The following is a 13,501-nucleotide window of genomic DNA, read 5'->3' on the forward strand; positions in this document are numbered from 1 at the left end:
ATTACCTTTGAAGCATGGGGTTGGGAATGTCGACCCAGCTCGGCCGTTCTCCCTGTTGATCGAAGCTGCTCAGCAAATTGGCCTTGGCCGGCAGGGTGGGCTGCACGGTGAGCTGCAGCGCCAGCGGATCGCCGCTCGCCGTGAGGCGCGCGGCGGTGTCCCGCCACAGCACTGCCTCGGTGACGAGACCGGTCCGCCCCAGGCAGGCGATCGCGTGGGCGATGTGGTTGACCACCACGTAGTACTGGAAGCGGTGCCAGGCCTGCTCTTCCGAGTACAGCGCCGGACTGTCTGGCTTGATGCGGTCGAGCCGGGGGAAGCGCTTTCGGCTGATGCTGGTGCCCTCCATGTCGCGTGCGTAGCCGCGCGCCGGCCAGCCGTCGCGAAAGGCGACCATGGCGTTCTGCAGATGCGCTTCGAGGCTGATGCCGTATTCGGAAAACAGCCGCAGCAAGGGCAGCAGGGTGACCTCGAGGTAGCGCGCCCACCACGCGCGCACCAGGGCCTCGTCGAGCATGCACTCCCCCGCCGCTTGCCGCAGTAGCACGAGCAGGGGAATCTCGCCCTCGCCCTCGGCCGGCTCTTCCAGCACCGCGGCCAGCACCCGCACATGCTCTGCCTCGTCGGCCGGCATCGCTTGCCGGTACACCACGGCGCAGGCGGCGCGCAGCGCCTCGTCGGGAAGCCTCAGGGTTTGGCTGGCGAGCTCGGGAAGGACGCGGAAAGCGGCCGATTCGAGCACCTGCGGCAGCAGCGACAGCGCCCGGCTGGCGTCGAGCGCGCGCTCGACCTGTTCCGGCGGGTTGTTGCGCACGAAGTTGGTGATGCGGATGTTCAGCGACAACTTGAGGAAGAGGTTGCGGCGCGGCAGCCAGACCGTGCGGACCGACGACGTGGGCCACACCATCTCGCCGAGCGGGCCGAGGGGGACGAGCGCGCCGTTCTGCTTCAGCGCGTCGATTTCGGGCAGGCCGAGCAGGTATTCGGCCTGCCACGGATGGCAGGGCAGCAGCCGGTAGTCTCCGCCCGCGAGCCACTGCTCCGCGGCGCGCGCCGCCTCCTGGTCGAGCGGCGGGACGTCTCCGTTCGCCGTCTGCGCCTCGATCAGGTTGGCGGTCACCGCGAAGTAGTGCAGGCGGAAGGAGGCGCCCAGCTCCGGCGCGTAGCTCTGCAGGTCCTGCTCGCCGAAACCCTCGAACGCCTTGGAGGTGACGTGGAAGATGTGGCCGAAGCGCAGCGCCTGTTCCGCGGCGACGAAGGGCGGACGCGGCGCCTCGGGGGCGGGCTGGTGGAAGCGGCGCACGTGATCCAGGCTGTTGCGCATCAAGCTCTGCAGACGCGCGCGGCAGCGCTCCGCAACGTCGGCGGGATGGCGCCGTGCAGCGGCGAGGGCGGCGGCGATGAGGTCGGCGAGCGGGGTCGCCTCGGCCAGCGGCTGCCAGACGTCGCCGCCGCCGATCAAGGCGAACGGCGCCAGGCGGTGGTAGCCGATCGGCGAGAAGTAGCTCAGGGCGCCGGCCAGGCAGGACCCGGTGCGGTCGAACGGCAGCAGAAACGGCATCAGCCCGGCGGCCCGCCACTCCTCGAACTGCGAACGCAAGTCGGCCGGGCCCGCCTCGCCGGGCGCGAGACGCGGGTCGCCACGACCGGTCTCGCGGCAATAGGTGTTGAAGTACTGCTCCACCAGGCGGCGTTCCACCGGGGGAAGTTGCAGCAAGCGTGAGGACATTCCGATCCTTCCTTTAACTTTTCATACGACTGGCGAGGGCGGCGTGGCGACCGCCGCAGGCCAGGAGGCCGGTGGCGAGGAACAGGGCCGCCACCGCCCACAGCAGGTTTGCCGGTGCGAGCGTGGGCATCAGCAGCATGACCAGGAGCGGGCCGAGCAATTGGCCGAGGACCATGAAGCTCCTGCTCAGTCCGGTCAGGTGGCCGTAGGCCGAGGCCGGCAATTGCCGGCTGCAGGCGAGCAGCATCGATTGCGCCAGGGCCGCGTAGCAGGCGCCTTGAACGATGCGCAGAAAGGCGACCAGCCACATCGCGTCGACCACCGTCAGCAGGCCGATGGACAGCGCGCAGCCGAGGGCGGCCAGGATGAAGTGGCGCCTGGGGGCGCCACGGTCGTTCAGATGGCCCCACAGCGGCGCCGCGAGCATGGCGGCGAGCCAGCCCAGCGCATGCAGCAGCCCGGTCTTGCTGGCGATGGCCTCGGTGGCGGGGAAGCGCGCGGCGACGTAGAGCGCGAACACGTTGACCAGCGCGAAGGCGGCGGCCTGAGCCAGGCACGCGGCGAGCATCCAATTGCGCAGCTCGGCGTCGTCAAGCACGCTGCGCAGCCCGGCGAACGGCGGCGCGTCGGCCGCGGGCGGGGTTTTGGCGGGCTCGCTGACCTGGCTCCACAGCAACAGGCCGGCGATGCCGGTCGCGACCGCCGTAGTGGTCAGCAGCGGCTCCAGCGACCAGTAGTCGAGCATTACGCCGCCCAGCACCGGACCGGCCAGGCAGCCGCAGGCGATCGCGCTCTCCTGCAGACCCAGCGCGCGTCCACGTGAGGTTTCCGCGCTCGCGTGACCGATGAAGGCGGTGAGAACCACGCCGATGGTGCTGAAGCCTTGCAGCAGGCGGCCTAGCATGAAGCCGTAGACACCGGGGCTCAGCGCCATCTGCAGCATGCTGGCGATGAACACCGCCAACGAGGCGAGCAGCATGGGGCGATAGCCAAAGCGGTCGCACCACCTGCCGACCGCGGGGGCGAAACACAAGGTGCCCACCGCCGGTGCGGCCAGCGCCAGGCTGCTCCAGCGCGCGGCGCCGACGGCATCGACCCCGCTCAGTGTCGCCACGTAGAGCGGCATGATGGGCACCAGCACCATCAAGCCGAGCGTCGTCACCGCCTGGCAGGCCAGCAGCAGCCCGAGATTGCGCGAAGGCAGCGGCACGGCAGCCATCGCTCAGCACCGGCCGGGAAGAAGCGGGTTGTCCAGGCGCCCCATGGCGCTGGGCATGCCGGTGCCGAAGCTGGCGCGGCCGAGCAACGGCGCCAGTACCTGCTTGAAGGGCCAGCCCGGTTCGTCCAGCAACAGGCTTTTGGTCGATGCGGCGATCGCCTCCGGCAGCGGCACGCGCGCCAGGCAGGCTTCCAGGGCCCCGCGGAGGATCCGCCAGCCGTGCGCCTCGTCCCGGCCGTAGCGCTCAGCCAGGGCGGCGATAACGGCGTAGAGGTTCACCTCGATGGCGAGGGTCTGCAGGTAGGCGAGCAGCTCGCGTGGCGTGGCCAGTTCCAGGGTGTTGGGGGTGCTGCGGTGGATGACGTAGTCCGGCACCGCCACCCCCTGCGTGTCCATCAACGGCGGGCAGATGCGCAGGGTGTCGTGGTCGCGCAGGACGAGCGCAGCGATCCTCCGGCCGCGGAATGCGAGCACCACGTTCTGCCCGTGCAGCTCGGGTATGACGCCGTAGGCGAGGCAGCGTAAGCCCAGCTCCAGCAAGGCGCCGGCCACGTCGGCGAACAGCGCCCAGGCATCGTTTTCCTCGGGGGCGGGTCCGAGGAGTTGGTCGAACGCAGGCAGCGCGCCGTCGGCCGTGAACACCGGCAGGGCCGCCATCGGAATCAGCCGGGCGTCGGGCAGTGAGGGGTAGCGGCGAACCAGGCAGGCGAGCTCACCCGGTTCGGCTTCGAGCGCGTCCCTTTGGCGCAGCGCCCACCAGTGGCTCTCGTCGCACAGCAGCAGATGTGACGCCAGCCACTCGTCCCGCTCGCGCAGATTCTCGAGGCAGGCGCCGGCGAGCGTCGCGTTGTGCAGGTAGCGCGGCGGCAGGGTTCGGACTGCACCCAGGGCATTGACCGAGAGCGCAAGCTTGAGGTGCGTGCCCGGTCGGCCGACGACGGCGAGCGAGCGCAGCGAGGCGGTGGGAGTCGCCGCTCCTGGCCCGGTTCCAAGGTCGATGCAGTCGGCGAGCGTGGGCGACGCGCTCCGTTCGAGGTGCGCCCGCTGCCAGGGGTGCACCGGCATCCACAACCAGGCATCACCTTTGGCGCCGAACGCATGGGCGGTGGTGGCGAGCCGATCATGCTGCACACGGTCGAGCAGCGCTTCCGCGACGGGCTGACCGGGGGCGGCCGTGCCGCGCACCTGGCCCCGCGGCACGGCCACCCATTGCAGCGGGATGGACGCCGCCGCCTCGGGGCCATAGGCCGAGCCGTCGCTCTCGCCCCAGTCCTTGGCCCGCGCCAGGGGGTGAAAAGGGCGGTCCTTCAGGCAACTCAACGCTTCCCACGAGAGCAGCTCGTCCGGGGCGGCGGCGAGCTTTGCCAGAATGCCGGGCTCGTGCGCCGCGGCGAGCTCGGCCTGGTCGCTGGCCAGGCGGAGGAAGCGGGCGAGGCGGCCGGTCGACTCCTTCCACCAGTCGGCGGTCTGTAGGGTTTCGGCAACCTCGACGGCGGCGAGCCGGGCGGATCGGGTCGCGCCCGGCGAGGCGACGCCGCGCTCCGAAACCCGGAACGGGCGCAGGCCGCCGGCATGGCGGCCGTGCCAGCGCAGCGTCCGGCCCGCGCTCAGATACACTTCCAGGACTGCTTCGTCTTCGCTCGGCGAGTAAAAGCGGCAATGGCTGCGGAAGCCGTAGAGATCCTCCAGCCAAAGCGCATCGAAGAGATCCTGGAGGAGGCCGCGCTCATAGGCGTGAGACGACATCTTCGACACGTGCCTCAGCCGAACAGCGGCAAGAGGGTGCCGACGCCCTGCGCCTCGGCCAGCCGGTAGAAATGCCGCGCGCAGACGAGGTCGTCGAGCGCCATGCCCATTGGATTGAGGAGGATGATCTCGTCGTCGCGCTCGCGGCCCGGCCGCTCGCCGATGACGATCTCGCCGAGCTCGGCGTGCAGGCGCTCGCGGCTGAAGCGCCCTTCCAGCACGAGCTGGTTGATGATCTTCTTTTCGCGGTTGGACTGATCCCAATCGTCCACCACGACCTTGTCGGCCTTCTCGTAGGCGTCCTTGTGCACGTCCATGATGGAAACGTTGCTGACGAAGGCGCCGGCCTTGAGCCAGTCGAAGGCGAGGTAAGGCGCGTCGGCCACGGTGCAGGTGACGACCACGTCGCACTCGCGCACCGCGGCTTCGGCCGAAGGGGCGCGCAGCATGGCGACCCTGGGGAAGCTATCCTTGAAGGTGCGCGACAATGCGTCGGCGGCGGACGGCGAAAGATCGAACAGATGGAGCCGTTCGATCGACGGGAACTGCTCGAGCAGGGTCTGCATCTGCATGCGCGCGATCGGGCCGCAGCCGATGCAGGCGACGTCGGTGAAGCCGCTGCGCGCGAGATGCCGGGTGGCGACGGCGGTGATCGCGGCGGTGCGCATGCCGCTGATCAAGCCGCCTTCCATGATCGCGATCGGGTAATTGGTCTGGGCGTCGTTCAGCACCACCACCGCGCTGGCGCGCTCGAGGCCGAAGCGGGCCGGATTGTGCTGGCGGCTGCCGATCCACTTGAGGCCCGCGATCGGATCCTCGCCGCCCAGATAGCACGGCATGGCGATGATGCGGTCGGCGATGTGGTCGGCGCCCGGCCAGCGCAGATAGGGCTTGAGCGGCTGCACGTAGGCGCCGCGAGCATGAGTGGCGAGGCCTTCCGCGATGGCGTCGACATAGGGCTGCGAATGGCCGCCGCCCAGTTCGATCAGGTCGCTGCGGCTGAGGTAGAGCAGGCCCGGGGAGCTCGTGGTGTTTGTCATGCGGCTTGTCCAATGGTCGAGTTGAGGGAGGTTTCGGGGTTGTGCTCGAGGTGGCGGTCTCTCATGCGCGACAGCCACTCGTCGTTGTAAACCGTGTCGAGATACCGCTCGCCGCGGTCCGGGAGGATGGTGAGAATGCGGGCGGAATGGGGCAGGCGGGCGCAGAGGCGCTGGATCGCGGCGATCACCGAGCCCGACGAGCCGCCGGCGAAGATGCCTTCGTGCTTGACCAGCTCGCGGCAGGCGAGCGCCGACTCGTAATCGTCGACATGGATGACGTCGCCGATCTCGTCGCGCCGCAAGAGCTCCGGCACCCGACTGGCGCCGATCCCGGGCAGCTCCCGTGGGTAGGGGGGCGCACCGAACAGCACCGACCCGGCGGCGTCGACCGCCACGACCTTCAGCTGCGGCCACGCCTCGCGCAGTCGCCGGGCGATGCCGTGCAAGGTGCCGGAAGTGCTGACCCCCAGCACCAGGTAGTCCACCGGCCGATCCAGATCGCGCAGGATCTCCTCGCCCTCGCCGTGGTAGTGGCTCTGCCAGTTGCGCTCGTTGGCGTACTGGTTGATCCATACCGTGCCCGGCCGCTCGCGCAGCATCTGCTTGACGCATTCGATGCGGGTCTCCAGGTAGCCGCCCTGGCGATCCTTCTCGGTGACCTGCTCGATGTTGCCGCCGTAGCAGCGGATGATGCGGAGATTGGTCGGCGAGATCTTCGGGTCCACCACCGCGGTGAAGCGAAGTCCGCGCAGCCTGCACACCATGGCCAGCGCAATCGCCAGGTTGCCCGAGGAGCTCTCGACAACGTGGGCATCGCACGGAATGCTGCCGTCGGCGAGTCCGCGCTCGACGATGTACCGCGCCGGGCGATCCTTGACGCTGCCGCCGGGGTTGCACAGTTCCATCTTCGCCATGACCTCGCACGGGGAGTCACGGAACAGCCGGGAGAGACGGACGATGGGAGTCCCCCCTACCCCGTCGAGGATGCTGTCGAGGATCATCGCGCGTCCCTCCCCGCCATCGAGGCTGCGATGAGGGCGTACCTCGGCAGTCCGGCCGGCCGGAACGCATGAAGCGGACAAGCGGGCGCCGTTACGCGCGGCGCACGATGTGCTGCAAGAGAATCTGATGGCATAAAGTCTCCCGCCAAGTTGAGCCGATGAGGACTGGCTGGCTTGGCCTGGGGAGGCTTGGCTGGCTGACGGAAAATTCGAGTGACCGGACCGCCGCGGCGCGGCTGCGAACCGATCGGCCAGCCTGTCACAGAAACACGAGCGGCCGGCTTCTCGCACTGGTGGCACTGATTGCCCCCCGCACGACGCAGTATATGATAATCATTCGCGTTTATGCAATCAGCCCCGAGTAACGATTAGAGATGCATTTGCTGCCGGGGCGGCATACCGTGCACCATGGGCCGAAAACGGCGCCACGAAGGTCACCCCTGCTGTTTCTCGGTCCCTCCTCCCGATGTGATCTACTACCCGCTGCTGGATCGAGAACTTCGGGACAAGGAACGGGAAGAGCGCCGGCTTCGCTGAAAAGCAGCGGCCCCCGGAGGGGCCGCCAAGTCCAGCAACGCTCAATGCACCAACTGCCGCGCCAGCGCCACCTCCACCGAATCGCCATCCTGGTTCAGGACATCAAGCCCGGATTCGGGCACGTCGCCCGAGGTGGATTGCAACACCATGATCTTCTTGGCCATCAGCCCCAGCAGGTCATCTGCGAGGAGCTGGCGTAGCCGAGATAGATCACGCGCACCGGCTGCTTCTGGCAGATGCGCCATGAGCGTCGCGCGGCCTGCTGCAGCGAGTACACGTTGTAGCCCGACTGGAGGAACACGATGGTCGGGAACTCCAGCAGGTCCAGGCCGGTTTTCACCAGCTCGGGATTGGTGATGAGCACGTCGATGCCGCGGTCCAACTGCTCGGCGATCCAGTCTTCGCGGCGGGAGGCATCCACGCTCGCGCGCAGTACCGCCACCTTGAAGCCTTCCTGCTCCAGCAGCACCTTCAAACGCGACGTGGTGTCGCGCGTGCCGGTGTAGACCGAATAGACCAGGGTCTTGCGACCTTCTGCTTTCTCCTGCTTGCAGATCTCGATCAGCTCGCGTTCCTTGGGCATCACCTCCAGCTCGTTGAACTGAGCCGCTACGAACGCCAAGGTGTTGCGCGTGCGCGGATGCACCACCGTTTCCGACCGGAAGCAGCAGTCCGGCCAGGCCAGCAGCACGTTGAGGACTACACCGAGCAGCGTCGTGTCGCGCTTCGCCAGGGCCTGCTTCAGCTCCTGGGTCAGGCGACCCGCCAGATCGCGGTAGGCCGCGGCTTGCGCCGTGTCCATCGCGACTTCGCGGAACGCCTCGTCGTAGGGCGGCAGCACATTGCCGCCGATGTCTTTCAGCTTGAGGAAGACCGTGAACGGCAGGACGCAACGCAGCACGCCCTTGGGACCGAAACCCGGCGCCTTGACCGTGCGCACCGATACCTTGGTGCCCTTCCTTGGCCGTCTTGTGCGCCGTGCCGGTGCTCTCGGAATAGATGTCCTTGAGCACGCCGTGATCGCGCATGAACGCCATCGCGGCCGAGGTCATGCTGCCGCTCTTGGTCGGGCGGTAGCCGTCTTCGATCATTCGCCCCGGCAGGGCTCGGAACAGGAGGTGGAACAGGTCGTCGCCGTAGCCGCCCATCAGCGTGCCGGTGAGCAGCAGCGTCTTGCGCGCCTTGGCCGCCAACACCCCCATGGCTTGGCCCTGGGCGGAGCCGCCGTTCTTGTACTCGTGCGCCTCGTCGGCGATGAGCAGGTCGAAGGTGCCTTGCGGCAGGTACCGTTTGATGAACTCGGACGGCTGGTAGCCGCCCTCGCCGAAGCCGAACTCCATGTTGGCCATCGCACGTTCCATGCGATGGGCTTGCCGGTCCGAGAAGACCAGCTCGCCGTTGCCATCCATCAGGTTGATGAACTCGTGGATGTTGTCCCCGAGCATCGACGCGAGGAAGGCGTCACCGAACTGCTGCATCAGCTTCTGCGCGGTGACTTCGCCAATGGTTGGAATACGCTTCAGTGCCTTGAGCACGGTCGAGGACTGGTCGCTGGCGGACAGGCCTCTGGGACGAATCAACGACCACAGCGGTGCGGCGCAGTGGCTGCTCTTGCGGCGGTGCAGCAGTCCAGCTGAGCATGGAGAAAAATGCGAGGCCAGCGCGCCGATCCACTTCATGCTCCTGTGGGCGATTACGTGCCGATGCTGCTCAGCGAAGCGAAAGTGCCGCGATGAAACCCAATGCCAACACGATCAGCACGACCCCGGATAGGCGTTCCAGCCAGGGTAGTGCCCGCGCAAAGCGCCGTAATACGATCTGGTTGCCGACCATGATGGCTACGAGAACATCCCAGAGCAGTACTGCGCTGAACATCCAGGCGCCATAGACCACCTTCCAGCCCGTGCTGGCATATGGGCCGGCAAGCATCCCGGCCAGGCTTCCATAGAACAGCGCGTTCTTCGGGTTGAGTATGCCGGATAGGAACCCCATGCTGGCCGCGCGGTGCCAGGCAACGACCGGGCGGTCTGGATGGGCGACTCGACGGCCGGTCGATACATCCAGTTCGCTGTGTCCGGCATGGCGAACGAACAGCCCCCCGAGGTAAAGCAGATAGACGCAACCGGCCACTTGCAGGACGATGAACAGCGCGCTGTCGGGGCGCAATGCGGCTGTGCTGACGAACGCCGTGACAATGAATACCCCATTGGCCATTGCGATACCTACGCATGCTCCACTTGCCACCCGCCAGCCAGCCGATAGAGAGGTTCGGGTGATCAGAAAGAAGTCTGGGCCCGGGGAGAGCAGCGCCAGGAAATGCGCTGCGGCGATGATCAGGAACTGTTCCATTCGAGGCACACACGGAGATTTTTCGCGCAGTGTGCCGGGCATGGGCCGTCTCGTATTGAATGAAATTGCAGCCCTGCGTCCGGGGGACTAGCTACGAAATCGGCCGGGCGTGGTGCCCACATGGGCCTTGAATACCCGCTGGAAGTGTGCCTGGTCGGAGAAGCCCAGGTGGTAGGCCAGGTCCGAAAAGCCGTCTCCGCCCCTGATCCGCTCCCTGGCGAGGTTGACGCGCTGATTCATTTGCCAGGCGTGCGGCGTCATGCCAGTGACGGTGCGAAAGGCGCGGATCACCTGGTAGCGGCTCATGCCGGTCAGGTACGCCAGCTCGTCGAGGGCAATGTGGGTGGAGGGGGTTGCGAGCAAGCAGTCCAAGGCTGGCCGGATCTGTTCGGCAAGGTGCGACGGAATGCTGGGTGTCTCGATGCGTAAGCCCTGCTCGGCGTCGCAATCGCCGATGAACTCGATCAGCGCGGCTTCCTTGTCGTGCGGAGGGGCGTTAGAGAACAGCAAGGCATTGAGCCGACAGAAGCGAAGGTGGCTCGCGCGGTTGGCCACGATGCGTATCGACTCGGCTTTCGTTGGCGCGGTGCCGGTATATTCCTGTCGGATGGCCGCGAGCCACGCAGTGTCCAGATGCAGCATCTGGTAGCTCCAGGCTGTGCCCGGTGTCGGGTTGCAGGCATGCACACGTGTCGCGGGCACGAATACGAGTGTGCCAGCGTGCAGCGCGATCGGACCATCAGCGGCGCCGGTGAAAACGCTGGTGCCGCAATCGACTGCGCCGATGGAGAAGGTCGGGTGATGGTGCGGCCTGTAGCAGGCCCGGCTGTGGCAGGCGCGGCGACTCTCGACGAAAGGCAGGGCCGGGTCGCGCCAGAACACCGGGGCTGGATTGTTACGCTGTGCTTGGCCTGATGGCGAATGAAGGTACATTTGATGCTCGCGCCTGATAGAGACTTCGGGTCGGAGGCTGGGGACAAGATTGCGACGTCCCACGGAACTGGCGCCTCAGCGCATGCTACACAGCGTCGTATAGGGCGTGCCCTCAAGCGCCGGAGGGCGGCGCATGCCCGGTGTGACCCGGCAAAGCAGCTTGTCCGTCTCGATCATCCAGCTGCCATCCGCGGCTCGGTGTTCGGCTTGGTCGTGCGCTGCAGTCGCGCGAGCGATCGCAGCATCGACGCGGTCGCGGGCGGTGGGTGCATCCGTCGGCATGGGCGCCAGATTGCGCGTTGACGGTCGTGGATCGGGCGCGGTACCGGATTGCCGGGCAAACGCGCGTGCCGCGTCGAGGTCGATACGCGGTCGGCCAGTCGGGCGGGCTTGGGACGCGGCTGGCCGGGCGAGGTTGTCGCGAGGAGCTTGAGGCGGGGAGACCGTCGTGGGACGGTGAGGGGGACGGTGAGGGGGACGCATAGGCGTGTCCTGGCGCGGTGGCAAGGGGATGACGGCCGGCATGTGCTCGGGTTCTGTGGTGGCGGACCGGGTCGTCGCGGTTGGTGAGGAGTCGCCGGCGCCGACAGGCGCCGTGGCCGCAGGCGGCAGGGCGGATGCTGCGGCGGGAACGAGGTGTAGCGTAATTGGCGCCCGCAACTTCTCTACCGTGACAGGCGTACGCCCCCCGGGAAGAGGCGTCCGGGCAAGCAGCACGACATGGGTGAGCACGGAGAGAAGCAGACAGGCGGCCGCCCGCCGCCGTTCGGCGCGTAGTAGCGCGATGACGCGCTTCGCGACGGGTTGAGTCGGTGCCTCGATCACTCCTGGTCCGGAACATATTCGAGCAAGTCACCCGGCTGGCAGTCGAGATGGCGGCAGATCGCTTCCAGGGTCGCGAAGCGGACCCCCTTTACCTTGCCGCTCTTGAGCAGCGACAGATTCTGCTCCGTGATGCCGATTGCTTCCGCAAGTGCCTTGGAGCGCATCTTGCGGCGCGCCAGCAACACGTCTAGGTTGACGACGATGGCCATGCCGCCTCCCTAAATGATCTGCGCGTTTTCGTCGGCGATGCGTACTGCCTCTTCGGTGATGCGCGCAAACAGAAGCGTCACCAGCGCACCGATCAGCAACATCGCTTCCGTGCCGGTCACGGTCACCGTCAGCATGCGCTGGCCGGGTGGGTTGAGCAGCGTCACGCCGAGGCTCATCAGTGGTGCGTAGGCGATCTGGGCACCGGCCAGCCAGAGCAGCTGGCGTCCCAGCAAGCCCATCAGGGTCGCGGCCTGGCCAGACAAATAGGCGCCGCACCGGAGTAGATCGCCCAGGCGTCCGAGCGTCAGCAGTGCGGCGACACCCAGCGCCGCGATGGCGCAGTCTATGGCACTGCCGGTTACGCGCTGAGACCAGCCAAGTGCGGCCATGTCTACGCTGCCGCCAAGGACTGCCGGCAGCAGATCTCGCCCGTGAGGCCACCACCAGCGCAACAACGGGACAAGGACGACCAGCGCGATCAACGCGCGGGCGAGTATGGCAAGTCGGCCGCCGAGACGTTGCATGCGGCGATCGAGATCGGTACGCGGCGCATCCGACTGTTCGTCGGGAAGGCGCATCGTATTTGATTGTGTATTCATTTATATAGGTAAAAAATTAATGTTTTACGATAATATCGTATTGCTTTGGATTAAGCAATATCATATTTGCACTCTGCAGGAGCAGGAGCGGTGGCTTGGCAGGGCGTGGTGCACCACGACATAGGAAGAATGAAACGGGGTATCGATGATGTGACCGTACGAGCTCGCCGTCCCGACGGAGAAGTGGAGGAGACGCCCGCCAGATCAACTCCGTCTGGGGGCGGCAGACGATGCCTCCACGCTGCTCGTGAGCCGGCAGTCAAATCGGATCGGTGCCATGGTTGAGACCGCCAGACACCGACTTCGGCGTTCGCCCGAAATACCGCGCAAATGCCGCGCTGAAATTGGCGGGGTGCTCGTAACCGACCGCGTAGGCGGCCTGTGCCACCCGCGATCCGGACTCCAGTAGCGTCCACGCGCGCCGCATGCGCAACTCCAGCAGGAATCGATGGGGTGGGGCGCCGAACAGCTCGCGAAAGCCCTGTTTGAACTTGCACTCGTTCATGCCCACGGTGGTGCTGAGATACGCGATCGTCAATGCACGGTCCATGTGGCTTCGCATCAGGTCGCGGGCGCGCTGGAGCTTGTCGATGTCGTCGGCGCCGAGATGCGTGGATGACGGCGCGGCAGACGCGCCGGTCGGCATGAGCGGGCGCAGATACTCGGCCGCGAGGGTCAGCGCGGCGATGTGCCGATCCAGCGGCGTCGCTTCGGAGGCGAGCAGGGGGCGCAGCATGGCGCGACACCAGGGCGGCGTCGCGTGCTCGCCGAGGATGCGCACGCCCGAACGGCGGGCCAGAAGCGCCACAGCCGCCTCTCCAAGGTAGCGCGACAGCGCCGTTCCGGTGAGCACCAGGCGCAGTTGGCGTACCGCTCCGTCCGCATTGAAACGCCGCTCGCCGCGACTCTCGTTGAAAGCGGTGAGGGTCGTGTGCCCGGCCCGGAAGCGCAGGCGGGTTCCTTCCCGCGCCACGAAGCCGGACTCACCCGCCAGACCCAGGGTGATGACCAGTGTCGGGCTGCTGCCCGTCTGGACGGTCTCTTCGGTCATCTTGCGCGTGGGGCGGTAGTGCGAGTGCACCACGGTCAGCCCTTCGTCGAGCGCGGTGCGCTCGATCCAGCAATCGCCGAAGCGGTCGGGCAACGCCACGTGCGTTGCGTCCGCCCCCGGGACGGCGGCCCCGGCCGCACCCGTCGCTCGTATGAAATCAGTCATGGCGCCACCCCTCGCTCCCGTTTGCATACAAAACCCTCCCGAACGCAATCGATTCTATATGAGAACGGTTCGCATTGACGAATACCATGCGGTCCAC

The 13,501-nt window shown here is 67.0% G+C and carries 10 protein-coding genes and 1 pseudogene; all 11 read right to left on the reverse strand.

Going from position 1 to position 13,501, the window contains the following annotated elements:
* Window position 1: 1 nt before the first annotated feature.
* Window positions 2-1,699: an IucA/IucC family protein gene (locus B447_RS10035; RefSeq protein ID WP_198291770.1), complete on the reverse strand. Its 1,698-nt coding sequence runs from the start codon at window positions 1,697-1,699 to the stop codon at window positions 2-4.
* A gap of 43 nt (window positions 1,700-1,742) precedes the next feature.
* Window positions 1,743-2,948, reverse strand: coding sequence for an MFS transporter (locus B447_RS10040; RefSeq protein WP_002939330.1), 1,206 nt, complete (start codon window positions 2,946-2,948; stop codon window positions 1,743-1,745).
* Window positions 2,949-2,951: 3 nt separating this feature from the next.
* A complete protein-coding gene (locus tag B447_RS10045) occupies window positions 2,952-4,694 on the reverse strand; it encodes an IucA/IucC family protein (RefSeq protein WP_002939331.1) in 1,743 nt (580 codons plus the stop codon).
* 14 nt (window positions 4,695-4,708) lie between these two features.
* Entirely contained in the window at window positions 4,709-5,734 is a 1,026-nt protein-coding gene (gene sbnB / locus B447_RS10050) for a 2,3-diaminopropionate biosynthesis protein SbnB (RefSeq protein WP_002939333.1), read from the reverse strand.
* Window positions 5,731-6,735: a 2,3-diaminopropionate biosynthesis protein SbnA gene (gene sbnA / locus B447_RS10055; protein ID WP_002939336.1), complete on the reverse strand. Its 1,005-nt coding sequence runs from the start codon at window positions 6,733-6,735 to the stop codon at window positions 5,731-5,733. The genes sbnB and sbnA overlap by 4 nt, the downstream gene beginning before the upstream one ends.
* Window positions 6,736-7,313: 578 nt before the next feature.
* Window positions 7,314-8,891 (reverse strand): annotated as a pseudogene (locus B447_RS10060) (helicase-related protein); the annotation flags it as partial.
* Between the two features lie 91 nt (window positions 8,892-8,982).
* Entirely contained in the window at window positions 8,983-9,663 is a 681-nt protein-coding gene (locus B447_RS10065; RefSeq protein WP_198291771.1) for a LysE family translocator, read from the reverse strand.
* A gap of 45 nt (window positions 9,664-9,708) precedes the next feature.
* Window positions 9,709-10,617, reverse strand: a complete 909-nt coding sequence (locus B447_RS10070) for a helix-turn-helix transcriptional regulator (protein ID WP_198291772.1) — start codon at window positions 10,615-10,617, stop codon at window positions 9,709-9,711.
* Between the two features lie 758 nt (window positions 10,618-11,375).
* Complete coding sequence (locus tag B447_RS10080; protein ID WP_002939357.1) at window positions 11,376-11,588, reverse strand: helix-turn-helix domain-containing protein; 213 nt, start codon at window positions 11,586-11,588, stop codon at window positions 11,376-11,378.
* Between the two features lie 9 nt (window positions 11,589-11,597).
* Window positions 11,598-12,167: a hypothetical protein gene (locus tag B447_RS10085; RefSeq protein ID WP_002939358.1), complete on the reverse strand. Its 570-nt coding sequence runs from the start codon at window positions 12,165-12,167 to the stop codon at window positions 11,598-11,600.
* Between the two features lie 280 nt (window positions 12,168-12,447).
* The gene (locus tag B447_RS10090) at window positions 12,448-13,404 is read right to left on the reverse strand and encodes a helix-turn-helix domain-containing protein (protein ID WP_037982646.1); all 957 of its coding nucleotides are present in this window, start codon (window positions 13,402-13,404) and stop codon (window positions 12,448-12,450) included.
* Window positions 13,405-13,501: the final 97 nt, after the last annotated feature.

It is taken from the genome of Thauera sp. 27 (genome assembly GCF_000310125.2).
Taxonomy (GTDB): Bacteria; Pseudomonadota; Gammaproteobacteria; order Burkholderiales; family Rhodocyclaceae; genus Thauera; species Thauera mechernichensis.

Excerpts from the sequence above, each read along its gene's own strand:
- B447_RS10040 (WP_002939330.1), bottom strand. The coding sequence starts at position 2,948 with ATGGCTGCCGTGCCGCTGCCTTCGCGCAATCTCGGGCTGCTGCTGGCC.
- B447_RS10045 (WP_002939331.1), bottom strand. The coding sequence starts at position 4,694 with ATGTCGTCTCACGCCTATGAGCGCGGCCTCCTCCAGGATCTCTTCGAT.
- sbnB (WP_002939333.1), bottom strand. The coding sequence starts at position 5,734 with ATGACAAACACCACGAGCTCCCCGGGCCTGCTCTACCTCAGCCGCAGC.
- sbnA (WP_002939336.1), bottom strand. The coding sequence starts at position 6,735 with ATGATCCTCGACAGCATCCTCGACGGGGTAGGGGGGACTCCCATCGTC.
- B447_RS10065 (WP_198291771.1), bottom strand. The coding sequence starts at position 9,663 with ATGCCCGGCACACTGCGCGAAAAATCTCCGTGTGTGCCTCGAATGGAA.
- B447_RS10080 (WP_002939357.1), bottom strand. The coding sequence starts at position 11,588 with ATGGCCATCGTCGTCAACCTAGACGTGTTGCTGGCGCGCCGCAAGATG.
- B447_RS10085 (WP_002939358.1), bottom strand. The coding sequence starts at position 12,167 with ATGCGCCTTCCCGACGAACAGTCGGATGCGCCGCGTACCGATCTCGAT.
- B447_RS10090 (WP_037982646.1), bottom strand. The coding sequence starts at position 13,404 with ATGACTGATTTCATACGAGCGACGGGTGCGGCCGGGGCCGCCGTCCCG.